The organism is Pedobacter punctiformis (assembly GCF_027213715.1).
GTDB classification, from domain to species: domain Bacteria; phylum Bacteroidota; class Bacteroidia; order Sphingobacteriales; family Sphingobacteriaceae; genus Pedobacter; species Pedobacter punctiformis.
Genome location: NZ_JAPWGM010000005.1, coordinates 16,337 through 41,433, shown reverse-complemented (window position 1 = coordinate 41,433; position 25,097 = coordinate 16,337). Strand labels below are relative to the sequence as shown.

The 25,097-nt window shown below is 37.4% G+C and carries 19 protein-coding genes, 2 tRNA genes and 1 riboswitch; of the genes, 11 read left to right on the top strand and 10 right to left on the bottom strand.

Annotated features, from left to right (window positions below; all coding sequences use genetic code 11):
• Window positions 1-53: 53 nt before the first annotated feature.
• From O0955_RS14185 to murQ, 6 genes are all read right to left on the bottom strand, one after another.
• Window positions 54-1,448 (bottom strand): pyridoxal phosphate-dependent decarboxylase family protein, encoded by a 1,395-nt coding sequence (locus O0955_RS14185; protein ID WP_269428212.1) that lies wholly within the window; start codon window positions 1,446-1,448, stop codon window positions 54-56.
• A 15-nt stretch (window positions 1,449-1,463) separates the two neighbouring features.
• Window positions 1,464-2,417 (bottom strand): methylenetetrahydrofolate reductase [NAD(P)H], encoded by a 954-nt coding sequence (gene metF / locus O0955_RS14180; RefSeq protein WP_269428211.1) that lies wholly within the window; start codon window positions 2,415-2,417, stop codon window positions 1,464-1,466.
• A 131-nt stretch (window positions 2,418-2,548) separates the two neighbouring features.
• Window positions 2,549-6,244 (bottom strand): methionine synthase, encoded by a 3,696-nt coding sequence (metH, locus tag O0955_RS14175; RefSeq protein WP_269428210.1) that lies wholly within the window; start codon window positions 6,242-6,244, stop codon window positions 2,549-2,551.
• Window positions 6,245-6,361: 117 nt separating this feature from the next.
• Window positions 6,362-6,468, bottom strand: a riboswitch (SAM riboswitch).
• A gap of 116 nt (window positions 6,469-6,584) precedes the next feature.
• Complete coding sequence (locus O0955_RS14170; protein WP_269428209.1) at window positions 6,585-7,340, bottom strand: Bax inhibitor-1/YccA family protein; 756 nt, start codon at window positions 7,338-7,340, stop codon at window positions 6,585-6,587.
• Between the two features lie 39 nt (window positions 7,341-7,379).
• On the bottom strand, window positions 7,380-7,946 hold the full coding sequence (locus tag O0955_RS14165; protein WP_269428208.1) for a hypothetical protein: 567 nt from the start codon (window positions 7,944-7,946) through the stop codon (window positions 7,380-7,382).
• A gap of 31 nt (window positions 7,947-7,977) precedes the next feature.
• A complete protein-coding gene (murQ, locus tag O0955_RS14160; RefSeq protein WP_269428207.1) occupies window positions 7,978-8,793 on the bottom strand; it encodes an N-acetylmuramic acid 6-phosphate etherase in 816 nt (271 codons plus the stop codon).
• 190 nt (window positions 8,794-8,983) lie between these two features.
• Between murQ and O0955_RS14155 the strand changes: the two genes are divergently transcribed.
• From O0955_RS14155 to bla, 4 genes are all read left to right on the top strand, one after another.
• On the top strand, window positions 8,984-10,588 hold the full coding sequence (locus O0955_RS14155; protein ID WP_269428206.1) for a S41 family peptidase: 1,605 nt from the start codon (window positions 8,984-8,986) through the stop codon (window positions 10,586-10,588).
• A gap of 170 nt (window positions 10,589-10,758) precedes the next feature.
• Window positions 10,759-11,892 (top strand): histidine decarboxylase, encoded by a 1,134-nt coding sequence (locus O0955_RS14150; RefSeq protein ID WP_269428205.1) that lies wholly within the window; start codon window positions 10,759-10,761, stop codon window positions 11,890-11,892.
• A gap of 74 nt (window positions 11,893-11,966) precedes the next feature.
• Window positions 11,967-12,563: a short chain dehydrogenase gene (locus tag O0955_RS14145; RefSeq protein ID WP_269428204.1), complete on the top strand. Its 597-nt coding sequence runs from the start codon at window positions 11,967-11,969 to the stop codon at window positions 12,561-12,563.
• A gap of 102 nt (window positions 12,564-12,665) precedes the next feature.
• Window positions 12,666-13,385 carry a BlaB/IND/MUS family subclass B1 metallo-beta-lactamase gene (gene bla, locus O0955_RS14140; protein WP_269428203.1) on the top strand — a complete coding sequence of 240 codons (720 nt, stop codon included), beginning with the start codon at window positions 12,666-12,668 and terminating at the stop codon, window positions 13,383-13,385.
• On the opposite strand, the gene O0955_RS14135 is transcribed toward bla, so the two are convergent.
• The 3 genes from O0955_RS14135 to era form a co-directional block, all read right to left on the bottom strand.
• A complete protein-coding gene (locus O0955_RS14135) occupies window positions 13,382-13,897 on the bottom strand; it encodes a GNAT family N-acetyltransferase (protein ID WP_269428202.1) in 516 nt (171 codons plus the stop codon). The two genes, bla and O0955_RS14135, sit on opposite strands and share 4 nt — an antisense overlap.
• Before the next feature lie 204 nt (window positions 13,898-14,101).
• Window positions 14,102-15,403, bottom strand: coding sequence for a ribosome biogenesis GTPase Der (gene der, locus O0955_RS14130; protein ID WP_269428201.1), 1,302 nt, complete (start codon window positions 15,401-15,403; stop codon window positions 14,102-14,104).
• A 116-nt stretch (window positions 15,404-15,519) separates the two neighbouring features.
• On the bottom strand, window positions 15,520-16,422 hold the full coding sequence (era, locus tag O0955_RS14125) for a GTPase Era (RefSeq protein ID WP_131537662.1): 903 nt from the start codon (window positions 16,420-16,422) through the stop codon (window positions 15,520-15,522).
• Window positions 16,423-16,535: 113 nt separating this feature from the next.
• Here era and O0955_RS14120 point away from each other — a divergent pair.
• A tRNA-Met gene (locus tag O0955_RS14120) sits at window positions 16,536-16,611 on the top strand.
• Between the two features lie 29 nt (window positions 16,612-16,640).
• Window positions 16,641-16,712: transfer RNA gene (locus tag O0955_RS14115), tRNA-Glu, on the top strand.
• Window positions 16,713-16,895: 183 nt separating this feature from the next.
• Here O0955_RS14115 and O0955_RS14110 read toward each other — a convergent pair.
• Window positions 16,896-17,066, bottom strand: coding sequence for a hypothetical protein (locus tag O0955_RS14110; protein ID WP_269428200.1), 171 nt, complete (start codon window positions 17,064-17,066; stop codon window positions 16,896-16,898).
• Window positions 17,067-17,175: 109 nt separating this feature from the next.
• Here O0955_RS14110 and O0955_RS14105 point away from each other — a divergent pair, with 109 nt between their 5' ends.
• From O0955_RS14105 to O0955_RS14085, 5 genes are all read left to right on the top strand, one after another.
• The gene (locus tag O0955_RS14105) at window positions 17,176-18,609 is read left to right on the top strand and encodes a recombinase family protein (RefSeq protein ID WP_269428199.1); all 1,434 of its coding nucleotides are present in this window, start codon (window positions 17,176-17,178) and stop codon (window positions 18,607-18,609) included.
• A gap of 385 nt (window positions 18,610-18,994) precedes the next feature.
• Entirely contained in the window at window positions 18,995-20,353 is a 1,359-nt protein-coding gene (locus O0955_RS14100; RefSeq protein ID WP_269428198.1) for a hypothetical protein, read from the top strand.
• Window positions 20,329-21,003, top strand: a complete 675-nt coding sequence (locus O0955_RS14095) for a condensin complex protein MksE (protein ID WP_269428197.1) — start codon at window positions 20,329-20,331, stop codon at window positions 21,001-21,003. Before O0955_RS14100 ends, O0955_RS14095 begins: the two co-directional genes overlap by 25 nt.
• The gene (locus tag O0955_RS14090) at window positions 21,000-24,161 is read left to right on the top strand and encodes a hypothetical protein (RefSeq protein ID WP_269428196.1); all 3,162 of its coding nucleotides are present in this window, start codon (window positions 21,000-21,002) and stop codon (window positions 24,159-24,161) included. Before O0955_RS14095 ends, O0955_RS14090 begins: the two co-directional genes overlap by 4 nt.
• A complete protein-coding gene (locus tag O0955_RS14085) occupies window positions 24,158-25,090 on the top strand; it encodes a hypothetical protein (protein WP_269428195.1) in 933 nt (310 codons plus the stop codon). Before O0955_RS14090 ends, O0955_RS14085 begins: the two co-directional genes overlap by 4 nt.
• Window positions 25,091-25,097: the final 7 nt, after the last annotated feature.

The window sequence follows — 25,097 nt, the reverse complement described above, 5'->3', positions numbered from 1 at the left end:
AAGCATCTGTAAGCGAAAACGAGATACTTCATTTCTCAGTATGACAAATTGTTTTACAGGTTAACCAATACCTTTTCAATTTCCGAAATCACGAGTTCAATATCTGCTTTGGTTGTTCTCCAGTTTACAAATGCAGCTCTTAAACCTTTATTGCCTTTATAAACTGTTGGTGTCATAAAAACCTTACCCGTAGCATTTAACCGGTTAAGAAAATCTCCTGCTTGATTTTCATCTGCTAAAGTAAAACAAACCGTGTTGAGTCTCACCGGAGCAAGCAGTTTGAAAGCAGGATTTTGTTCAATAAAATCAGCAAAAAGCAAAGCCATTTCTACGCTGTTTTCTACAATATCCTGGTAGCCACTTTTGCCATAACTGATTAATGAAAACCAGGCAGGCAGCGCTTTTAAACGTCTGGAATTTTCAGGCAGAAAATTAAGGTAACTAAAGTTCTCTAATGGATCGCCCAGGTAGGCTGCATTAGAATTTTGAAAAGTTTGCATCTGCAGCAACTGATGTTTTTCTTTCACGAAAAATACAGCACTTTCATAGGGCACATTTAACCATTTGTGGCAATCTACGGTAATGCTGTCTGCTGTTTCCCAGCCCTTAACCAAATGATTGTATTTAGGAGAACATGCGGCAAAACCGCCGAATGCAGCGTCAATATGCCACCAAAAATTATATTTTTCTTTTAATTTAGAAATGGCTTCAAAATCGTCAAAATCTACTGTATTTACCGTACCGGCACTCGAAATTAAAATAAAAGACTGACCATTCAGGGTTTTAATTTTATCCTCTAAATCTGCTGTATCAACGGTTTCTCTATTACCTGCTGTAGTTTTTAGCTGGGTAAAATTATTACTGCCTAGCCCTAGCATAGCTAAAGATTTGACAGCTGATGAATGCGGTGTGGCTGATAAAACATGAACTATACCTGAGACGCCCGCTCTGGCAAAATCTTTTCCATTTTGTTGGCCAATCCATTGTCTGGCTACGGCCAAACAAGTAAAATTAGACATTGTTGCCCCAGTTACAAAACCACCAAAAAAATCGGTCGGTAAATTAAAAAGCGATAACAAAAGCTTAATGGTTTCTAACTCTATTAGAGCAGAAACATCACCACTACCCTTTACCGATTGTGTATTTTGATCGTAAATCGTGCTCAGCCAATCGCCGGCTATTGCTGCAGGTGTAGATCCGCCGGTTACAAAACCCCAGTATCTTGGCCCTGTTGAAGCAACCATGATTTCTTCAAAGCACTTATTAAATTGTTGCAGGGCATCAATTGTACCCAAACCCTCCTCACTAAGCTCATTCGTGATTTGAACCTCTTTTTGGGTAGAGGTAGGTCTTTCGCAAATATTATTTAAAAAATCTAATCCCTGATGTTTAACCAAATCAAGTATGGATTCTATAGCATCGAGATCGTTTTTTAAATGATTATTCATATAGGCACGATAAGGTTAAAATATTGCTCTTGCGATTCTCTTTGTAGGTTCAGGATTACTCATTGTATAAAAGTGAAGCACCGGAGCACCAACTTTTACCAGCTCTTTACATTGCTCAATCATCCATTCAATGCCTACCTCTTTTACGTCCTTTTCGTTTTTACAGGCATGTACCGCCTCACTTAACGCATCCGGTAAATCAAGATGAAAAATTTTAGGCAGACTAATTAATTGCTTTGACGATGTAATCGGTTTTAAACCTGGAATAATGGGTACATGAATGTCGTTTTCGCGGCAAAGTTTCACAAAATCTACATATTTCTGTACGTCAAAAAACATTTGGGTTACAATAAACTCAGCTCCCATTTCGATTTTTTTCTTCAGATATTTGAAATCTGTTTTCAAATTCGGGGCTTCGAAATGTTTCTCCGGATAACCGGCAACACCGATACAAAAATCAGTTTTATAAGCTTCATTATCTTCATGGAGGTAATGGCCATTATTCATATCGGTAACCTGTTTAAGCAGGTCGGAAGCAAATGAATGTCCGCCCGGTGTAGGCACAAAAGAGGAGTCAGCCTGACGTGCATCACCCCGTAAAACCAATACATTATCAATGCCTAAAAACTGCAGATCGATTAAGGCGTTTTCGGTTTCTTCTTTGGTAAAGCCACCACAAATTAAATGTGGAACCGCGTCAACTTTATAACGGTTCATAATGGCCGCACAAATGGCTACCGTACCCGGACGTTTACGGTAAGAAACCTTCTCCAACAGGCCATTATCATGTTGTTTATAAATAAAATCTTCTCTATGATAAGTTACATCAATAAAAGGTGGATTAAATTCCATCAGTGGATCAATCGCTCTATAAATTTCATCGATACTTTTTCCCTTTACCGGTGGCAAAAGTTCGAAAGAGAAAAGGGTTTTACCCTCAGAATTTTGAATATGGTCTGTAATTTTCATAACCTGTTTTCGGTTGTCGTGCTGAAGTGCAAAGCACCTTCAATACAATAGCAGTTCCAATTTTTTCGATGACTGCAAACATCAATATTATAATCCTTATTCTGAAGATTCTTCAGCATAACAAAGCAATTTTAGTAGGCAAGGTTAGGACTTAACCAGCGTTCTACTTCTTCAACGGACATTTCTTTACGAATGGCATAATCATCAATCTGATCTTTGGTAATTTTGCCCAAACCAAAATAACGGGATTGAGGGTTTGCAAAGTAAAATCCGCTAACGGCTGCTGTTGGATACATGGCGTAGCTTTCAGTTAAGCGCAATCCTATTTTATTTTCAGCATCAAGTAATGTAAATAAAGTACCTTTCTCGGTATGCTCCGGACAAGCCGGATAACCCGGTGCAGGGCGAATACCCGCATATTCTTCCTTAATCAGCTCCTGATTACTTAATTGTTCTTCTTTGGCATAACCCCAAAACTCTTTACGCACCCGTTCGTGCATGCGTTCTGCAAAAGCTTCAGCCAAACGATCTGCCAGTGCTTTTGCCATAATGCTATTGTAATCGTCGTGATTTGCTTCAAACTCGGCAACCAACTCGTCAACACCAATACCTGTTGTTACCGCAAAACCGCCAAAATAATCCTGTATTCCGCTTTCTTTTGGAGCAATAAAATCTGATAAGGCATAATAAGGTTGTCCATCAACTTTTTCAGCCTGCTGACGAAGCGTATGAATGGTAACAGGTCGGGAGTCGCTACCTAAACTTCCGGCTTCCAGCTTCTGACTTCCGACTTCTAAAACAATATCGTCTCCAACCGAATTTGCCGGCCAGAAGCCAATCACTCCTCTCGCAGTAAACAATTTTTCGTCAAGCACTCTTTTTAACAATGCCTGCGCATCATCAAAAAGCTTTTTGGCCTCCACACCTACATTTTTATCATCAAATATTTTAGGGTAGCTTCCCCGAAGTTCCCAGGTGTGAAAAAATGGTGTCCAGTCAATATAAGGAACCAATTCTTCTAAAGGATAATGATCAAAAACCTTTGTTCCTGTAAATTCAGGTACCGGAAGGTTTTCTTCGAAATCTATCTTAAATTTATTTTCGCGGGCTTCTTCAATCGTTTTAAAACGCTTATCAGAACGTTTATTTAAATGGGCTTCGCGGGCCTTTTCATATTCTTCTTTAATCTGGCTGATGTAAGTATCCCTCGTTTCACCATTCATCAGTGTACTGCAAACCGTAACACTTCTGGAAGCATCGAGCACATGAATTGCCGGACCGGAATAATTGGGTGCAACCTTAACTGCGGCATGGATTCGGGAAGTAGTGGCACCGCCAATAATTAACGGAATGGTAAAACCTTCACGTTCCATTTCTTTGGCAAAGTGAACCATTTCATCCAGCGAAGGGGTAATTAAACCACTTAATCCGATGATATCAGCATTAATTTCTCTCGCCTTTTTAATAATATCCTGAGCAGGGACCATTACACCCATATCCACAACTTCAAAGTTATTGCAAGCTAAAACAACACCTACAATATTTTTCCCGATATCATGAACATCGCCTTTTACCGTAGCCATTAATACTTTCCCGGCTGAAGAATTTTGATTCTGATCGGGATTGTCCAGTTTTTCCTGCTCAATAAACGGCAATAAATAGGCTACTGCCTTTTTCATTACGCGGGCAGATTTAACCACTTGTGGAAGAAACATTTTTCCGGCGCCAAATAAATCACCAACAATGTTCATTCCATCCATCAGGGGGCCTTCAATTACTTGAATTGGTCTTTCGTAAACCTGACGTGCCTCTTCAACATCATCATCCAGGTATTCGATTAAACCTTTTACCAATGCATGCGACAAACGTTCCTGGACAGTGCCCTTGCGCCATTCCTCATCTTTTACAACTTCTTTTCCCTTAGATTTTACTGTTTCGGCAAACTCCACAAGACGTTCAGTCGCATCATCCCTGCGGTTTAAAAGTACATCTTCTACACGTTCTAATAATTCTGGCGGAATTTCCTGATATACTTCCAGCATACCCGCATTTACAATACCCATATCTAAACCGGCCTGTATGGCATGGTAAAGAAAAGCAGCGTGCATGGCTTCACGAACGGTATTATTTCCTCTGAAAGAGAATGAAATATTAGAAACCCCTCCGCTTACCTTAGCGTAAGGTAGGTTTTGTTTAATCCAACGGGTGGCATTTATAAAATCGACAGCATAATTATTATGCTCTTCTAATCCGGTTGCTACGGTTAAAATATTAGGGTCGAAGATGATGTCTTCTGCTGGAAAACCAACTTCGTTAACCAAAATATCGTAACTTCTTTTACATATTTGAATACGCCGCTCATAATTATCTGCCTGGCCATTTTCATCAAAGGCCATAACCACAACCGCAGCACCATATACCATGATTTTTTTAGCGCTTTCGATAAACTTCTCCTCTCCTTCTTTTAAGGAAATTGAGTTTACGATCCCTTTACCCTGCAAACATTTTAAACCACACTCGATCACACTCCATTTAGAAGAATCGACCATGATAGGTAGTTTAGAAATATCAGGTTCAGAAGCAATCAGGTTTAAAAACTTAGTCATTGCAGCTTCTGAATCGAGCATTCCCTCATCCATGTTCACATCAATAATCTGCGCACCACCTTCTACCTGCTGACGGGCAACTGCTAAAGCGGCTTCATAATCGCCACTTAAAATAAGTTTAGAAAATTTAGGAGATCCGGTGATGTTCGTCCTTTCACCAATGTTTACAAAAATACTTTCAGGGGTAATGGTTACGGGTTCTAAACCGCTCAGGCGCATGTAAGGCGCAGGTGTGGGGATTTTGCGTGGCGCAGCTTTACGGGCATTGGCGGCAATACAACCAATATGCTCAGGCGTGGTGCCACAACAACCACCCACAATATTTACAAAGCCGGAATGAATAAAATCGTCAACCAAATGTGCTGTTTCGTGTGGTTGCTCATCATAAGCCCCAAACTCATTTGGCAAACCTGCATTTGGATAAGCAGAAACATAACAACCTGCTTTGGCAGAAAGTTCTTCAATATGCGGACGCATATCTTTTGCACCCAAAGCGCAGTTAAAACCAATACTTAATGGTTTGGCATGAATAACCGAATTTAAGAAAGCTTCAGCCGTTTGGCCGGATAGTGTTCTTCCTGAAGCATCCGTTATGGTTCCGGAAATCATAATTTCCAGCTTGCGCCCAACAACTTCTTCGTATTTTTTAATGGCCGCAATAGCCACTTTAGCATTTAGCGTATCAAAAATAGTCTCAATTAAAATAAGATCAGAACCTCCATCCACCAGGCCACGAACCTGCTCGTAATAGGCCTCGAAAAGTTCTTCATAGCTAATTGCCCTAAAACCCGGATCATTAACATCGGGAGATAAAGATAAAGTACGGTTGGTTGGTCCTACCGCACCGGCTACAAAACATTTCCTATCCGGATGTTGCGCCATAAACTCAGTAGTAGCTTCTTTGGCTATTCTGGCGCCTTCGTAACTCAACTCATAACTCAGCGCTTCCATCTGGTAATCGGCCATAGAAATGCGTTGGGTACTAAAGGTATTGGTTTCTATAATATCAGCACCTGAATTTAAATATTCGAGGTGTATGGCTTTAATAATATCCGGGCGGGTAAGATTTAACAAATCGTTATTGCCTTTAACATCACAGGTGTGATCTTTAAAACGTTCTCCTCTAAAATCTTCTTCGGTTAAGGTATAGCGCTGAATCATGGTGCCCATTGCTCCATCAATCACTAAAATACGCTGCTCTAATTCTTCTCTTATGCTCATTTGTAATGTAAAATGTGGGAATGAAAACAGAAATGGTCAGACAGTTACATCTTTCCTTAACGATTACATTTCCAAAACTGGCTTATTTAAAAAGCAGGCACATGATTGTACTTCCTAAACTTATCTTTCTTCTGATATTAAATCAGAAATAGAATTTAGCACCTTGTTGGCACAGGTTGCTAAGACTTCGTTGGGTCTAATCCCTCCGTCTTTCTTAATAAGCATACAAAAGTGCAACAAAGCAACATCAATTCCAAAAATTATCGCCTTGTTACCAAATAAAATTACAAAGGCCATGCAAAACTGCACGGCCTTAAGAATATTGTTCTGTTTTTATAGATTATCTTCTGCTTCCAAAAAGACGAAGTAACGATAAAAATAAATTGATAAATGTGATGTATAACGATAAAGCGCCCATAATAGCCAGTTTCTTACTGTCATTTACATCAAGTGTTTCGCCGTTTTCATCTAGTCCCTCTCCAATTCTTTTTAATTCCTGAACTTTATAAGCTGTTAAAGCTGTAAATATGGCCACTCCAAAGAATCCCATAATATAACCTAAAGTAGAGCTGCCCAAAAACAGGTTGATTACACTGATGATGACCAAACCAATTACACCAGCAAATAATATAGGTCCGAATTTACTTAAATCTGTATCCGTTGTGTAACCCATTATAGCCATAACCGCAAAAATTGCTGCCGCAGCGGCAAAACTAATGGCTATTGAAGGTAAAGAGTAAGTTAATAATATAAAACTCAGCATTACTCCGGTAAGTATAGAGTATAGGAGAAACACGCCAACAAGTGCCTGATAAGACATCCGGCGCATACCGGCACCCATTAAAAATACTAATCCAAGCGGGGCAAATATAGCGATGTAACCTAAAACAGTAAAACCACCTTTGCCGGTAGATGGATTATAAGATAAAAGATAATCTAATACGGCGGGCGTGCTGGCTATAAAATATGCTGCACCTGTTGAAACAAGCAGTGCAACAAACATCCATAAGAAAACATTTCCGAAGAAACGTTTTGATGCAGATTTTCCCTGTACAAAAACACTGTTGTCCTGATATTGATAATTTTGTTGTTCCATTTTTGATTTGTGTTATTTAAATACTATAAAAATAAAGATTTAGTTCAATCTTTTTGTCAGTAGTTCTTCAACTTTTTTAAAGAATTGTAAAGGTTTTAAGGTACGCCAGGGCATATCATCAAAAGCGCCACCAAAATTGATGTAATAATCGATGCTATTATCTCTAAACTCGCTGATTACATGTTCGCTAAAGTTTACACCAACAATCCAGCCTTCATCAACTTCCTGAAACCATTCTTCATAATAACTATCGTCCGAGGCGTGGAAATTTAATACGTTTTCGCCAATCAGGATAAATTTATTAATTCCTTCATCCATCATCAGTTCAATAATATCACGTTTCAGCAACATAATATCGTTATTAATCGCATCATTCCATTCGCCTATAAGTTCTATAATGGCATAACTACGGTCGTAATCAGCAAAAAGAACTTTCAGATAAAGCGTATTTGAGCCAAATTCGTCCCATTGCGGGTGCAGCAAAAAATTATAAATCTGCTTATCGAAATAAAGTTCAGAATATTCGGTATTAAAAAATGGCGACCGCTCATCTTCTGCCGAAATATATTCATCTCTCCATTGGTAATAAGGCTCTATTTCATGCATATTTTGAATTAGATTTTAAAACCAACCGTATTTAATGCGTTTCTTTTTGCCCGGCCTCAACAGCTTTACGTACACTACCATGCTGATTTAATAAACTAGCAGCCTCATCATAATTGATGTTCAACTCATCCATAACCATTTGTGTACCGCGATCGACCAGCTTATTATTAGTTAACTGCATGTCGACCATTTTATTGCCAACCACCCGGCCCAGTTGCACCATTACTGTAGTGCTCAGCATATTTAAAACCAGTTTTTGAGCCGTTCCTGATTTCATGCGGGTTGATCCGGTTACAAACTCGGGACCAACAACCACTTCTACCGGAAAATCAGACTCAGCAGCAATAGGGCCACCAGTATTGCAAACAATACAACCGGTTAACACCCCATTTTTACGTGCCGTATTCAAACCGCCAACAACATAAGGTGTGGTTCCGGAGGCCGCCAAACCAACCAAACAATCCTTCTCGTTTATGTTAAATTCCTGTAAATCTTTCCAGGCCTGCTCCGCATCATCTTCGGCAAACTCTACAGCCTTTCTAATTGCAGTATCTCCACCGGCGATAATTCCGACTACCCAGTCAAATGGAACGCCATACGTTGGTGGGCATTCAGATGCATCAACTACGCCTAAACGACCACTTGTACCTGCTCCTATATAAAAAAGACGACCACCTTTTTTCATTCTTTCAGCCACAGCTGATGTTAATTTTTCTATTTGAGGCAAAGATTTTTCAACTGCATAGGCAACAGTCTTATCTTCATTATTAATGCCCTGCAGAACTTCCATTACCGACATTTGATCAATGTGATTGTAATTGGATTCTTGCTCGGTTACTCTATTCATAAATATAATTTTGATAAAATTCGGTAAATTCTTTCTAAAAACGTTCTTAAAAATTCAAAAATATGCATGCAAAAATTTAACTCGCCTCTCCATCTGGTTAAATTATGTTAAAAAGTACAAACAAAATGTATAAAAATAGGGTTAAAAAATTAATCAACCCACTAATTTTCATAAATTTGCAGTGTTGCTAATGAAAAAGAATACCCGCTATAATCTCCTCATTGCCTTAAGCTATTCTGTTATTTTAATTATCGGAATGGTGTTGGGCATTAAATTCATAAAGGATCAGGGGTTTGGCGTGCAAAAAAATCCACAACTTGCAGCAAATAACACAGAAAAGCTGGATGAAATTCTTCATATTATTAACAAAAATTACGTTGACGACATTAACACTGATTCTCTTCACAACCTGCCAATAGACAGCGTTTTACATCAGCTTGATCCGCACAGTGTTTACCTGCCACCAACCGACGCACAGGATATGGAAGATAACCTGGAAGGAAACTTTGAAGGTGTAGGAATTGAATATTATATGCTTAATGATACCATGATGGTAACCAGTGTGGTTAAAGATGGTCCCGCCTATCAGGCTGGTATAAAACTTGGCGATAAAATTTTAAGCATTGACAGCACCGTTATTAGTGGTAAAAACTTACCTAAAGATCAGATTACAGGTCGTTTTAAAGGAAAAGCAGGAACGGGTGTTAAAGTTTTGTTGCTTCACAACGGAAGTCAGCAGCCTAACCGGTTAGTGGTTACCCGTGGCAAAGTAAATGTAAGCAGTATTGATGCGGCTTACATGATCAACAACGAAACCGGTTATGTTCGCATTAGTAAATTTGGAGCCAATACCGATGAAGATTTTGCAACGGCTGCTGCAACCCTAAAGGCAAAAGGCATGAAAAAGCTCATTCTGGATCTACGCGATAATGGAGGTGGTTATTTTAGTGCCGCAACGGGCCTGGCAGATCAGTTTCTTCCCGAAAATAAACTCATTGTTTATACCCAGGGTAAACACGAACCCCGTACAGATTATTTTTCAACTGGAAATGGTGCTTTTCAACAAGGTAAGCTGGCGGTTTTGATTAATGAAAATACCGCTTCGGCAAGTGAAATTGTTGCCGGTGCGATACAGGATTTAGGTCGTGGAATTATTGTAGGCCGCCGATCTTTTGGTAAAGGTTTGGTACAGGAGCAATTTGCCTTTGGCGATGGCTCTGCCCTGAACTTAACCATTGCGAGATACTACACTCCCTCAGGCAAAAGCATTCAGAAATCATACAAAAAAGGTTACGATGCTTATAAACATGAGTTGGATGACCGCATGACGGATGGTGAATTAACCGGCGATCACAATTCCTTTCAGGATTCGATAGATAAACCGGATGCCTCAAATCCTCCGGTTGTTAAGCAAAAAATTATGGGCGGAATCAGGCCTGATGTTTTTGTAAGGCTGGATACTGCAGGTTACAATAAATTTTACAGTAATCTGGTGAGTAAAAAAATATTATCTGATTATGTTTTTAATGTTTTAACCAATCGTTACAGTGCGTCTTTCGTAGAGCAAAATATTAATATTTTTAACATTAATGATAATGATTTCAAAGATTTTATCGGTTTTATACAACGTAAAAACTTTCCGATAGACCGCTTACAGTTATACAATGCTAAAAGTGTGATTCAAAATGATCTTAAAGCATTGCTTTGTCGTTATTACCTTGGTGATATTGGCTATTATAAGGCCGTAAATCAAAATGACAATGCTGTTAAGCAGGCACTCGCCAATATTCAATAAGCCAGCTGACTCTATTTCTCAATATATTGTATTTAAGAGGCAGTGATTTTGCTATTCAAATCAAAATATTAAACCGAAAAATAAATATATATCAATATAATATTCTTATTTATTTAATTAAAATAATATTATATTCCGAATCCATAACTTTGTAAATCAACAATTCAATTATGGAAACGAGCAATTTATCTGTAAAAGATCAGGAAGTGTTAAATGATTTGCTGGAAAAAGTAAAAGAGCAAACCAGTTTATTTTTAGGCTACCCGGTATCAAAAGATTTTAATTACCAGGGTTTAATGGATTTTTTAAAGTATCCGATGAACAATCTTGGTGATCCTTTTGTAACCTCTACATACGGTGTTGGCTCACGAGAGTTGGAAAAAGAAGTGGTTCAATTCTTTGCCGAATTATTCAGGGCACCAGTTGATAACTGGTGGGGATATGTAACCAATGGCGGATCAGAAGGGAATTTGTATGGCTTGTATCTGGCAAGAGAATTACATCCAAAAGGAATGGTTTACTATTCTGAAGCAACACATTACAGTGTGCAGAAAAATCTGCATTTGCTTAATATGTCAAATATTGTAATCAGAACTCAGGAAAATGGAGAAATTGATTATGAAGATTTAGAGCACACCATCAGAATGAACCGCCATATGCCGGTAATTATTATGGCGAATATTGGCACCACTATGACAGAGGCCCGGGACGATGTAGGCAAAATTAAAACCATCCTTAAAAGATTAGCTATACAACATTATTACATCCATGCAGATGCTGCCCTTTCTGGAACCTACAGTGCATTAATTGAGCCAAGACCTGCATTTGATTTTGAAGATGGCGCTGACAGTATTGCCATTAGCGGACATAAATTTTTTGGTTCACCAATGCCTTGCGGTGTGGTAATAGCTAAAAAATCGAACAGAGATAGGATTGCACGCTCTGTTGCCTACATTGGCAGTGTTGATACAACAATAACAGGCTCCAGGAATGGACATAGTCCTTTATTTTTATGGCACACCATTAAACGTTTAGGTATAGAAGGCTTAAAAAGCAGAGCCTTACACAGCCTTAAAGTTGCCGAATACACAGAGTTAAAACTTAAAAAATTAGGCATTTCGGCCTGGCGAAATCCAAACGCAATTACCGTCAACTTTCCAACGCCGGCATTAGGTATTTGTAAGAAATGGCAACTTGCTGCTGAAAATGGAAGTTCTCATATTATTTGCATGCCTAATGTAACTACTCAGCATATTGATCTTTTTATTACTGATTTGGAAGCACAGATTGAACTTGTTTTTTAAAACGGGAGATTAAAACTTTTAAATGACTATAATGTTTCTTAGCTATCCTAACTTTAGGTAAAATAATTTAAGATATGAAAATCATTATAGTTGGTGCAACTGGTATCTTAGGTAAAAAAGTTTCAGATGCTTTTGCTCAAAAACACGAAGTTATCCGTGTTGGCCATACCCGCGGTGATGTACAGGTAGACATTACGAATGAAACCTCAATAAAAGCGATGTTTGAAAAGGTTGGCTCTTTTGATGCACTAATCAGTACTTCCGGAAGCGGTCCTTTTGCAATCCTGAAGGAAATGACGGGCGATCAATTTAAAACAGGCTTACTGGATAAATTGCTTGGCCAGATTAATTTGGTTCTGATTGGTCAGCACTACATTAACAAAGGCGGTTCATTCAGTTTAACTTCAGGTATCCTTGCCGATCATCCTATAGCAGCAGGTATTGCATTGAGTACCATAAACGGTGGATTAAATTCTTTTGTCTTTGCCGCTTCAGCAGAATTGGAAAATGGAGTGAGAATCAATGCCATCAGCCCGAATGTAGTAGAAGATTCGCCTTCCTATTTTGATGCTTTCCCCGGCGAAATCCCAGTAACCATGGATAAAGTAGTTAAAGCGTTTGAAAAAAGTGTTTTGGGCATTATCACCGGACAAGTGATTAAGGTTTATTAGTTGATTTTATCGCGGAGAAAAAATATTTTTATCCTTATGGAAAAAGCCGACAATATGTTAAGCCGAAAAATCGTTCTAAACCCATAATCTTTTAATTATTCTATGCGTAAACTATTCATGCTGGTTACAGCCCTTTTAATCTCTGCTTTTTCATTTGCTCAATCTGCCGGATTACACATTAACCATTTAACCGGAAATTTTTACGTTTTTGTAACCTACAATACATACAACGGTATTCAAACACCTGCAAATGGCATGTATATGGTTACAAAAGGTGGAGTAGTAATGATTGATGCCCCCTGGAATGACGCAGAGCTACAACCGCTATTGGATAGTATTGAAGCTAAACACCATAAAAAAGTAGTTGTGGCTATTGCTACACATTCTCACAAAGACCGAAGTGGAGGATTGGAATTTTTCAGAACAAAAGGGATTAAAACCTATACCACCAAGTTAACAGATGAAATTTCGGCCGTGACCAAAGAAAGAAGAGCGGAGTTTACATTTTCTAAAGACACCACTTTTATGGTTGGGGGTTACAAATTCAACACCTTTTACGCTGGCGAAGGGCATACTAAAGATAATTTGACCATTTGGTTTGGTAAAGACAAAATACTTTATGGCGGTTGCCTGGTAAAGAGCGTTGAGGCAACTGATTTAGGGTATACCGGTGAAGCTAATTTGCAGGAATGGCCAAAAACAATTTTAAAGCTTAAACAAAAATACCCTAATGCCAAATACGTAATTACAGGTCATCAAGCCCTGGGTGGCACTGAAACTTTAGACCATACGCTTAATTTACTGAACCAGAAAAAAGGTTAAACTTTGATCTCAAAAAGATTTAAGCTAATGCCTTCATAATGTTTTGGCAAACCTTCCGTTTTAGTCAGACTTACTGTACCTGCAAAATCAAACCCGCAGCCGGTATAGTATTTTAAAAGTTTTTCATTATCCGCCCAGGTATCCATCCGGATATATTGAAGATCGTTTTCTGCAGCGTATTTTTTGGCCCACTCAACAATTTGTTTTACAAAAGAATAACCTCTAAAATCCGGATGTGTTACAATTCTGTGGATATAAATTGAATCCTGATCTCTTTCTTTCCAAATCAACTCATCGTCAAAAGTTACTGCAAAAATAGCTGCAACCTGTCCATCAACTAAAATTTTATACTGTCTGTTTTCAGCAATTTCAGTAGTCACCATTTCGCGGCTAAAGCCCTGCCAGTGTTTATTAAAAACCTTTTTTTGGTGTTCGATTGCCATATCATAAAAATCAAAAATGACATCAATATCTTTAGCTTCGCTATTTAAAACCTGAACTTCGTTTTGCATGCGACAAAGATAACCATGATTTTTAACTGTTTTGAAAGATATTTGGCAAAAGAAAAGATGGCCAGTTAAGTACCGGCTCAGGTTAAATAAACCTGATTGAAGCGTTAGCTCCCAATTTTTTCTATCGGGACTAAAAGCAAAAAGCAGGACCGCTATTCCCGATGGAATGCTAACCCTGCTTTTCTAATAATTTTAAAAATTATCCTATTTCTGTCTGAAGAAAATTTGAATCGGAGATCCGGAGAAATCAAAGTTTTCTCTTAATTTATTCTCAATAAAACGTTTATACGGATCTTTAATGTACTGAGGCAAGTTGCAGAAAAACGCAAACATTGGCGAAGTCGCATTAATTTGAGTGATGTATTTAATTTTAATGTGTTTACCTTTTAATGCCGGTGGTGGAAATTTCTCAATCAATGGCAACATTACATCATTTAATTTTGATGTAGGGATTTTCTTGCTACGGTTTTTATAAACATCCAGCGCCGCTTCAATCGCTTTGAAAATGCGTTGTTTATTTAATACCGAAGTAAATATAATTGGTACATCAGTAAAAGGACGGATACGCTCCTGAATCTGCTCTTCAAAAGCTTTCATGGTTTGCGTATTTTTTTCAATCAAATCCCATTTATTAACCAAAATAACAATACCTTTTTTGTTCTTTTCGGCCAGGTGGAAAATATTAATGTCCTGACTTTCAATTCCTTCCTGCGCATCGATCATTAAAACAACGACATCCGCTTCTTCCAAAGCTTTGATGGTACGCATAACTGAATAAAACTCAAGATTTTCTTTAACCTTGGTTTTTTTACGCAGTCCTGCCGTATCGATCAGCATAAACTCGTGACCAAACTGATTGTAATGAATTTTTATTGAATCGCGGGTGGTACCAGCGTTGGCCGTTACGATATTGCGCTCTTTACCAACTAAAGCATTAACTAAAGATGATTTACCAACGTTTGGACGACCTGCAATGGTAATTTTAGGTAAAGCATTTTCCTCTTCAGGAATATCTTCAAAATGTTTAATTATTTCATCCAATAATTCACCTGTTCCGGATCCCGTCATGGATGACAATGGATAAACCTCCCCTAAGCCGAAACCATAAAAAGTACTGATTTCGCTGTGTAATGCTGTATTATCAACTTTATTTGCGGTTACAAAAACAGGTTTGTTACTGCGGCGAAGCACCTGCGCAATATCATCGTCTAAATCTGTGATGCCTGTTGTTACATCAACCATAAAGATTAATACGCTGGCTTCTTCAATGGCAATCATAACCTGCTCACGGATTGCGGCTTCATAAACATCTTCTGAATTGGCTACGTAACCACCAGTATCAATTACTGTAAATTGTCTGTCTGTCCACTCACCAACACCATAATGCCTGTCGCGGGTTACTCCGCTCATATCATCTACAATAGCTTTACGGCTTTCGGTTAATCTGTTAAAAAGGGTCGATTTGCCGACATTCGGCCTGCCTACAATGGCGATAATATTACTCATGGATTGGTATTGTTGGAACGTTACTGTGTTGAAACGTTATACTGTGTGTATTAATTAATTTTTAAATAATGAAGGCACCGTTGTAGCCATTCATCTGTTTTTTTGCAAATTTACGCTTAATTATCGTAACCAAAGCTTTTTAAGTAATTCTTCTTGCTTCTCCAATCGGGAATTACTTTAACAAACATTTCGAGAAACACTTTATTGCCTAAAAACTTTTCAATTTCCAGCCTGGCTTCTGTGCCTACTTTTTTAAGCATTTTACCAGCAGTTCCAATCAGAATGTTTTTTTGAGAATCGCGTTCAACCACAATTTCAGCTGTAATTCTAATCATTAAATCGCCAGGTTTTCCCGAACGGAGTTCTTCTTCTTTAAAGCTCTTTACAATAACTTCGGTACTGTAAGGGATTTCTTTCTGATAATTCAGGAATATTTTCTCCCGGATAATTTCAGAAACGAAGAAACGTTCAGAACGATCCGTATAATCTTCTTTATCGTAATATGGCGGATGCTCAGGCAGCATACTTAAAACTTTATCAAGCAGCCCATCTACATTATGTTTGTGAAGGGCGGATATTGCATAAATAGCAACCGGATTTAATTTCTCCTGCCAGTAAGCGATTTTCTCATCAACCTGTTCCTGTAAAGCCTTATCTATTTTATTAATCAGTACAATTGTTGGAATATCACGATTTAATAACTTCTCCAAAACATCCTCTTCATCGTGTTGCTCATTAATATCAGTTACAAATAAAAGTACGTCCGCGTCAGTCAAAGATCCGTTAACAAAGCTCATCATGCTCTCTTGTAAAGAGTATTTTGGCTTAATTATACCCGGGGTATCCGAAAAAACGATCTGATAATCCTCTTCATTTACGATCCCCAAAATGCGGTGTCTTGTGGTTTGAGCCTTAGGTGTTATGATGCTAAGCCGCTCTCCTACAAGCACATTCATGAGGGTAGATTTACCAACGTTTGGCTTACCTATTATACTTACAAAACCTGCTTTATGCGCCATTAAAATATTTTTAAAAAAAAATTTGCAGTACAAAGAAACGAATTATATCTTTGCATTCCAATTCGGAAACAGAGTTAAGGATTTAACAAAGGCTAAAAACGAGTTGTATAGAGTGCGGGGTGGAGCAGTTGGTAGCTCGTCGGGCTCATAACCCGAAGGTCGCACGTTCGAGTCGTGTCCCCGCTACCAAAAGAGTTGAAAGACACTCTACATTTAATGGCCCGTTCGTCTAGGGGTGAGGACGCCAGATTTTCATTCTGGAAACAGGGGTTCGATTCCCCTACGGGCTACAATAATTTAAAATAAACGGCTAACTATTTGATAGTTAGCCGTTTGTGTTTTGCGTTACTAAAGGATTTAGCTGGGTTAAATATCTAAATAATTGAAAATCAGTTTTTTAGTGTTCGATTCCGATACAGGGGTTGCTTTGAACACCCGCTGATAATCAGACAGTTGTGAAAAATCATGTTTTATCACCTGCCTTCTTTATTTTCAAGCAGATATTCAACAACAATCTGGGCAATTAATTCCAGAATTTCATTATCGAATTCAGCATTTATAATATCATTATTCCGTTCCTTGTCCTGCATATTGTTTCCTGTATATGTTCCCTCTTTTTCTACTACTAAAAGTACAATGCACACATTAATTTAATGTGAATGACTTAGGTTCTTTATATTGAATTAACTATGAAATGTTATTTTTATCCTGATGTAATTTATTGCTTAGGATAATAATACCAGAATATCGAAAATGAAAAATTTTGCGATAGGATATAGAAGAATAAGCGCCAGGGATCAATCCCGTTATTCCCTGGAGTTCCAAGAAGAAGTAATACAAAATTACTGCAGTAGGAACAATCTTCAGCTTTTAGCTCTTTTTACTGATAACGGCGAACGTAGTGATACATTTGATCGTCCCGATTACAAAGCTTTAGAAGCATTCATAAAAAAGCATAATCCCAAAGTCTCCTATCTGATTGTCGCCAGCCATGATCGGTTCAGCCGTGACTTTACAGAAGCCTTTTCGAGGATCAAAAAACTGGAGGAACAGTTTAGGCTAAAAGTTTTGGCTATCGATGAAAATATTGATATTGATGTCAATGACCCTTCCGTATTCCTGAAAAGAGCATTTGCCTATTTAATGGCGAACCAGGAACTTCTTCAAATCAGGAAAAGAACTAAAGAAAATATTAATTATGCACGATTGTCTGGCCGTCATGTAGGAAAAGCACCTTTTGGATATATTAATGCAAAAGACCGAAATAATAAGACAGTATTAGTAATAGATGAAGATAAAGCAGAAATCATTCAGACTATATTCCGTAATTATCTGTCGGGGATACCCATACAGACAATCTATAAGCTTGCACAAAAACAGGGATTTAATAGATCAGGACACTGCGCGATACAGAGCGTGCTTTACAATCCTATCTATGCCGGTTTGATTAAAATACCTGCAACAAGAAACCAAAAGGAAAGGTATGTTAAAGGAATTCATCAACCAATCATCAAGGAAAGTGATTATTGGCTCATTAAAAAGCGAAGCGATAGGCCGAAGGTATCCAAATCCAGACCGAAAGAACTTTTTCCCCTACGGGGTATATTAAAGTGTTGGTGCGGAAGGAATATGACTGCAGCATATTCCAAAGGCAAAAGTAAATACTACCCTTATTACCGTTGTACCTTACATACGGGAGCGAACTATAACGGAGATAAGCTTCACAACCAATTTGAGGAATTGCTGGATACATTCAAGTTTTCTGAATTACAATTAAATGTGATTGCAGAAAAAGCGGAATCTCTTCTACGGAAAACAGTGCAGGACCAGAAAGAAATCATTGCTTCGAGAAATAGGCAGATATCAGCAATCGAGAAGAAGCAGGGTGCATTGGACGAACTGATCCTAAACAAAGAAATTGATAGTGAGACATTTAACAGGCTATATCAAAAGCTGCTAACCGATAAAGAAATTCTTCTCTCCAGTAGGCAGGAGTCCATTAAGGAATCGGAAAAATGGATTGCACTTCACTCACTACTTTCCAGGATAAAATCATTAAAAGATATCTATAAAATAGCTCCCCTAGCTCAAAAACATAGCCTTCTTAATCGGCTACTTCTACATGATCTGGTATATGAAAAGGGAAGGTTCTACACATCTCAAGACAATATTTATAATATTAAATAAGAAATCTTCTCTACCCATTTTAATGGGCATCATTTATTAAATCTCGTTATTTATATAATTAGTAAAACGATTATTCTTATTCATTATAATTGTAGAATTTAATTTACTTAAATAATTCAATTATTCACATTGTTGTGTGCCATAATAATTTTAGTTATTTTTATCTTACCATGAAAATTATTTTGTATACATATACAAAATAATTTTAGTAAAAAAATTAATAAAACATGAAAATGATCGTTCTCAATCTTATGTTGTCTTCAAAAAAATGTATAAGTAGAGAATAACCAAAAGCAATTTTAAAAAAGCGTTTTATAGTTCTAATTGGAAAATGTGTTAAAAGAATAAAGAATGCATCTGTTGGGTAAAATTTACAATTGATTTTTTGAAAGAACAACAACTATATTCTAAATATGACCTTCTCCTTCCCTCAAAATATGACGGAGGCTATTTGATTATTGCTCTTTATGAAAAACTCAAAAATCGAGAAATCGAAGAATACTTTACACAAAAAGAGATTAATGAAATCCTGAAAGATATAGCCGTTGATTTTAACCTGGATTCCGTTCGGCAATGGAGCAATATTAAAGACAACCTATTTCACTATTTCCTGCGAAGCCATCCCGATGAGCCCTGGAAATATTATCTGACAGACTACGCCAAAAATGTGGTAGATTTAATGGTCAGCAAATTAGAAAATCCCTATAAAAATCATCCGCTTAAAAAAAGTGTTCAAGACTCATTCACCATACATCATGGCGAAATCAAGACTATTGAAGAATTGGAACGAAAATTCGGGAGAATATTTATTCAAGGTTCAAAGAAAATTATTACCGATCATTTAGAATCATTGGAGGATGAATTACGGGAGGCTTACAAAGAGCTAAACGATATTCTCCGAAAAGAAGACGAGCAAAGTGCCACTTCTTTAGTAAGGGATTTTACTATTGTCTTTAGAAAGTTCGGAGAAAGAGCAGAAGATATTACGGAGGCCATCATCTCCAAGGATAAATTTCTTGGTGACCTGCTAAATGTGGTGGATCACTTTTATAGAAAGATGGAAGATGATGGAAAATTTGATACAGACAATGTACAGAAAAGTAAAAGCGATTGGGAAAGGGCTCAGGAAATATATACGGATATCAGGGAATTTTTCAATTCGGTAGACCAAAAAGTACACATTATCCGTAGACAAATCAACCACGCCAGTGAAAAACTAACGGAGCTGCAGGAGCAGTTTTCTGCACGAGCCTTTTTTAGGTTACAACTAAAAAAACTGCATAGGACAATCTTGGAAAGTTCACAATATACTGCCGAAGGTATCAGGTTCAGCAACAATTTTCCATTAAAGCAAGTGGTATATGAGCCTGTCCGAATGTTGTACCCAAGATATTACGAGTTTGAACTTCCAAAACCCAATATCATTGTAAATATTGAGGCTGATGAAACCTATGAACGTAATGAAAAGCAGAAAATAGCAAAAGAAATCAACCGCCAGCAAATCATCAATCAATGGGTAGATAAGGCTAAAGATATTCTGGAAGGCAAAGGGCTATTGTCTGTTGATGAACTTATGAATAGTATCGTGGATGAAGAAAAAGACCTGTCCATTGCTTATCAGGTAGCTTCCCGTATGACAGCCTATACTTCGGAGAATAGCAATGTATTCATCGATGTAGAACAAAAAATTATTTCCTTATCCCAACAAGACCTATCGTTATGGAAAACGAGAATTATGAAATAAGCGATTATTCTTTTCTGGCAGAGGAGCGTATTGAAAAGCATTTTGCAGACATCAATATGCTGTTGTTGTCGGGCAAACATATTGACCACAAGTATTATGTAGAATATACCGTATTGGAAAGCTATGAGCCGCAGTGGAGCAGTTTTTACAGCAATCTGTACAGGCTTAATCTCGTTGCCGACATCTCTGATGGAAGCCGGTATTATTATCTCGACTTCACGGAAAACGGTAAAGGGAAATTAAGCGATGCAAGCCGTAATAAGGAACTTACTGAATTACAAACACTGATTGGGTTGACGCTTTTGGATATGTACTACCAAAAGTATTTCGACGAAGAAAAGGTTATTTACTGGAATGACATCAAAACACAAATATTAGAGAGTGACCATCAGGAAGCATACAAACGGATTTTGTTCAATGACATCAGAGCATCTTATGACGAGAAGGAATGGAATGAAGTGCATACAAAATTCAGCAAAACGATTGAGAATTTTGATAGATTAGGCTGGGTAGAAAAACAATCGGGAAGGAATGAAGACCTAGTTTTTGAAATAAGACCGGCTATTCACCGTTTGGCCAAACTGTACCAGGAGGAGCTTCAGGATTTTGGGTCATTTAGCCAGCAACTTAAAAATGATGAAGCGCCATGAGTTATCCAAGAATCTACTCCTTATCCACCGTAGGTGTTCTGAAGCATTATATACACGATTATCTCTTTCATCCGACAAGAACAGATTTTGTTGGCTCCAATGGTGTAGGGAAATCCATTATTGCAGATCTACTCCAAATGATATTTGTATATGATAAGGATCTGGTCAAATTCGGGACTGATGGTGTAAAAAAAGAAGAACGGCAAATCAGTACGCTTCCCTATAAAACTAAATGTGCCTATTGCTTTTTGAATATCGAAGTTGATTCAGGTAAGTTTATAACTATAGGAATACAGATAAACAGTCAGAAAGGCAAGCGCATTATTCCCTTTGTCATTACCAAACAGGCAGATATAAACCTGAAAATAAATGAACTGGCTCTTGAAAAAGAAGGGCTAATCTTCGCCAAAGACTTATTGAAAGAAAAAGAGTCTGGGGACAAAGAAATAGCTGACATACAGGATTTAGCAACATTCCTTTACGAAAAGCACAGACTTCGGCTCAACTTCTTCGGTAATAATGAAAGCGTCAATACCTATTATAAGTTCCTTTATGATAAAAACATCCTTCCTCTGAATCTCAGCCAAGATAAAAATCTAAAAGCCTTTGCTAAGGTCATACAATCCTTTTCAAAAGCTAAGACACTGAATTTAAGTGGTAACCAAGCTTCCAGAAACTTAAAAGAATTTCTCTTTGAAGAATCCGATGAAGATATTCTTGCCAACTTTCAGAAAGAGCAATCCGAGCTTGAAAAGATTTTGCGAGAATATGAAAGCCTGAATAAAGATATTCAGAACCTATCCAACAAGCAAAAAAGATTAACCAGCTTAAGGGAATTGGAGCAGTCTCATAAAACAAAATTCAAATCATTTAAAGAAGCCGAATTACAAAACGCATATATAGAATTAAAGCAATTACAGGATAATGAAGCAGAAGGCAAGGCAGCGATAGCAACCCATGAAATTGAACTTGATGAACTTAGAACTGCTATCGAAAATCTTCCGGCGGAAGAAAAATCAATAAAACAGGGCTACGAGGAAGCGGATGCAAATTTTAATATGTTCAACCGTTATGAAGAGTTAACCAAAAGCATAGAAAAGTTAGGTGAAGGTATCAACGAGCTTAAAATGTTTATACTTCCTGAAATAGATGATAGCTGGAGAGATAGACTGCAAAAAATTGATATTTTAAGCAGGGATAATGAAGATATAAAAAAAGAAATCGCATTTGCGAAACCTTATCTGGAAAAGTATAAAACACTTAAAAATATTGTCCAAACCCGAAAAGAACAATTGGAGATTTTGGATGAGTTAAAATCCTCTTTAAAAAAGGAAAAAGCGGCCAAAGAAAAGCTGTTGTCGTTATTACGGGATAAAGATGAAAATGGCCTTTTATACTGGTATATCAAAAATTTGCCAGTGTTAAATAATGAACAGCTACAGGCCGTTTTGTATTACGCAACCACATCTGTTTCTGAAATTGCTAACCCAGACAATTCAGCTCAATACGTTAATCCTGATGAACTAATCAAGGATTTTAAGGCTAACTCCTCCCTCAAAGGGCTTTGGATAAAATTAGGCGCATTACACCAGTTTATCCAATTTAACCCTGATGCAGCGCTCTTGGGAGACAGAGAAAATCTGGAGCAATCGGTTCAACAATTGATCCATAAACTGAATACAGAAACCAGCTCCATAAATAGTAGGATAGAAGCATTGAAGCATATCACAGATGGGAAACCTTATGATACGACCCTTTTTGACCAATCCTTTGATATATCGCTTGTCGAAAACAGCAATATCGAAAAATTAAAAAATGCGGCAGCCTGTACCTTACAGATTGACGAAAAGATTGCTCAATTACAAGCACAAAAGAAAAGAGAAGAAGAGGAATTATTGGAAATTAAAAACAGGTTTAAGGTTGAATACGATGAGCCTGAAGTCGTAAAAAGGGAATTGTTGAAAGTTCGTAAAGAATGCGACCAAAAGAGGGTTCAGTTTTATCAAGAAAAAGGAGCCAAGCAAACAAAGCTCGACTCTTTGGAAAGCAAGATACAGCGTGATAAACGGGATTTACAGACAATCATTGATAACCTGACTAAAAAGCAAGTAGCGTTTAATACGCTCAATAGTGCTTACTACGAGTATTTCCAGGAAAACGTAGAAGACTTTCCTTTAACATCCAAGGATATTGAAGCATTGGGACGCAATTATAATGAGTTATGGGAAGAATATAAAACAGCATTTATTGGCATTTCCAATTCATTTGAAGAAACGAGTAATGAAAAGAACCCGGCTGTACAATTAGCGATTAAAGACCAGGATTTTTCATTCAGGGTTTTGGAAGAAGAATTGTTGGGAAGCAAAATCAAATCTACTGATGATATCGCTTCCGCTTTACAGGAGGCCAATCAAACCCGAACGACCATAGCTAATGGTATCAGGGACAATATGATTAAGATATTCAGTAAAACTACTGAGCGATATGATAAATATGATGATCAGGTAAAGAGGATAAACGCATTTTTTGTTGATCGGAAGATTAGCGGAAAGTTTTATTTCAAACTCGAATTTGATGGCGATAAAGAAATAAAGATCGATTATATCAAACAGATGGCCTATGAGGTTCGGAATACGGCGACAAAAGGAGAATTGCAGTTTGGGCAATCTATAGTTGACTTTATTGAAGATTTCTTCAGGAAACAAGCAAAGATCAAAAACAAAATTCCGATTGATAAATTGCTCAATCCCAAAACATATTTTGAACTATCTGCTAAGCTCACGGATCAATTTGGAACAGAAGTTCCAGGCAGTACCGGAGAAACCTATTCCGCTATCGCATTATTGGGTATTGCAAGGCTCTCTGCCGTACAAAAAGAAAAACGTAATGGTCTAAGGTTTATTATTCTGGAGGAATTGGGAAGTCTCGATAATACCAATTTTAACACTTTCCCTGCCATTGCAGAGGAATTCCAATACCAGATTATAACAATGGCGCCGCATACATTCAACATCGGATTGTCTGATGAGTGGTATGCTCATCATTTGATCAAGGGAAAAGAGGATGATAATATTAATTATCGCCCTTCGGCTTCTTATTTTAAAACAAAGGATAGCAATGAAGATCTGAACATCTATATAAACAAAATTGCAAAATGAATTGGATTGAGTTAAGGGCATTAAATAATCTATATATAAATGGTGAGGTAAAGCTGAATGATACCCTGGCAAAAAGTGGTGAAATCAATTACCTGATCAACTCCCTTAGGATACTTGACAGGTCACATAATAAACTCTTCACTTTACAGGGGTTTACTGAGATATATGAAAAAGATTACCTGGAAAAGTATAACCGCTATGAAGCTTTTTTATCAGATAATGAACTATTAAAACATCAGCTTCGTTTTGAAGAGTCCGATATTAAAGTATTGATGGGGATAAAAGAAGATATGGAGACGGGCAACTTATTGCCACTTAGGGAGCAGATAATCAAAAAGGAAGCAACTGTTAGAATTGTATCACTCATGTTTTTCAAAAATGAGAAATACTTGTTGGGAAAAGAGTCATTAATCAATGCAGTAAAATTACTGTTGAATATTGATGAATTGGCTGATGATAAAGATCAACAATACAAATATGTACTGGAGTGTAATGATCCTAAGTGCATTGTACTTTGCGAAAATATTGACTTTTTGAAGCGCCCTACATTAGCTAGGTCTAATAATATAGAACTATGGTATGCAGGGGGTAAAAATGTAGGCAAGTTGGATTACGCAGATACTAGGGGATTGCCCATTTATTATTCTTGTGACTGGGATTATGATGGTTTATTTATTATATACCCTTTGGTAAAGGAAAAAATATCTGCCATTCAATTACTTACTCCAAATGGAATATCAAAAGGTATTGGAGAGAGTGAGCATAAAAGTGTATGGCCTTCCCAACCTAAAAACATTGATCATTTATTAAAGAGATCTCAAAAAGAAATACTCCATAACCTGATAAAAGAAGATCAATGGATTATAGAAGAATCAAACAATTTGATAGATATGGTTAAAGTATTTCACAAACCCTCCATATTCGAATAGATAAATA

Excerpts from the sequence above, each read along its gene's own strand:
- bla (WP_269428203.1), top strand. The coding sequence starts at position 12,666 with ATGCGTAAACTATTCATGCTGGTTACAGCCCTTTTAATCTCTGCTTTT.
- metF (WP_269428211.1), bottom strand. The coding sequence starts at position 2,417 with ATGAAAATTACAGACCATATTCAAAATTCTGAGGGTAAAACCCTTTTC.
- O0955_RS14090 (WP_269428196.1), top strand. The coding sequence starts at position 21,000 with ATGAGTTATCCAAGAATCTACTCCTTATCCACCGTAGGTGTTCTGAAG.
- O0955_RS14145 (WP_269428204.1), top strand. The coding sequence starts at position 11,967 with ATGAAAATCATTATAGTTGGTGCAACTGGTATCTTAGGTAAAAAAGTT.
- O0955_RS14105 (WP_269428199.1), top strand. The coding sequence starts at position 17,176 with ATGAAAAATTTTGCGATAGGATATAGAAGAATAAGCGCCAGGGATCAA.
- O0955_RS14155 (WP_269428206.1), top strand. The coding sequence starts at position 8,984 with ATGAAAAAGAATACCCGCTATAATCTCCTCATTGCCTTAAGCTATTCT.
- der (WP_269428201.1), bottom strand. The coding sequence starts at position 15,403 with ATGAGTAATATTATCGCCATTGTAGGCAGGCCGAATGTCGGCAAATCG.
- O0955_RS14165 (WP_269428208.1), bottom strand. The coding sequence starts at position 7,946 with ATGCATGAAATAGAGCCTTATTACCAATGGAGAGATGAATATATTTCG.
- metH (WP_269428210.1), bottom strand. The coding sequence starts at position 6,244 with ATGAGCATAAGAGAAGAATTAGAGCAGCGTATTTTAGTGATTGATGGA.
- O0955_RS14135 (WP_269428202.1), bottom strand. The coding sequence starts at position 13,897 with ATGCAAAACGAAGTTCAGGTTTTAAATAGCGAAGCTAAAGATATTGAT.
- O0955_RS14170 (WP_269428209.1), bottom strand. The coding sequence starts at position 7,340 with ATGGAACAACAAAATTATCAATATCAGGACAACAGTGTTTTTGTACAG.
- O0955_RS14150 (WP_269428205.1), top strand. The coding sequence starts at position 10,759 with ATGGAAACGAGCAATTTATCTGTAAAAGATCAGGAAGTGTTAAATGAT.
- O0955_RS14095 (WP_269428197.1), top strand. The coding sequence starts at position 20,329 with ATGGAAAACGAGAATTATGAAATAAGCGATTATTCTTTTCTGGCAGAG.
- O0955_RS14185 (WP_269428212.1), bottom strand. The coding sequence starts at position 1,448 with ATGAATAATCATTTAAAAAACGATCTCGATGCTATAGAATCCATACTT.
- murQ (WP_269428207.1), bottom strand. The coding sequence starts at position 8,793 with ATGAATAGAGTAACCGAGCAAGAATCCAATTACAATCACATTGATCAA.
- O0955_RS14085 (WP_269428195.1), top strand. The coding sequence starts at position 24,158 with ATGAATTGGATTGAGTTAAGGGCATTAAATAATCTATATATAAATGGT.
- era (WP_131537662.1), bottom strand. The coding sequence starts at position 16,422 with ATGGCGCATAAAGCAGGTTTTGTAAGTATAATAGGTAAGCCAAACGTT.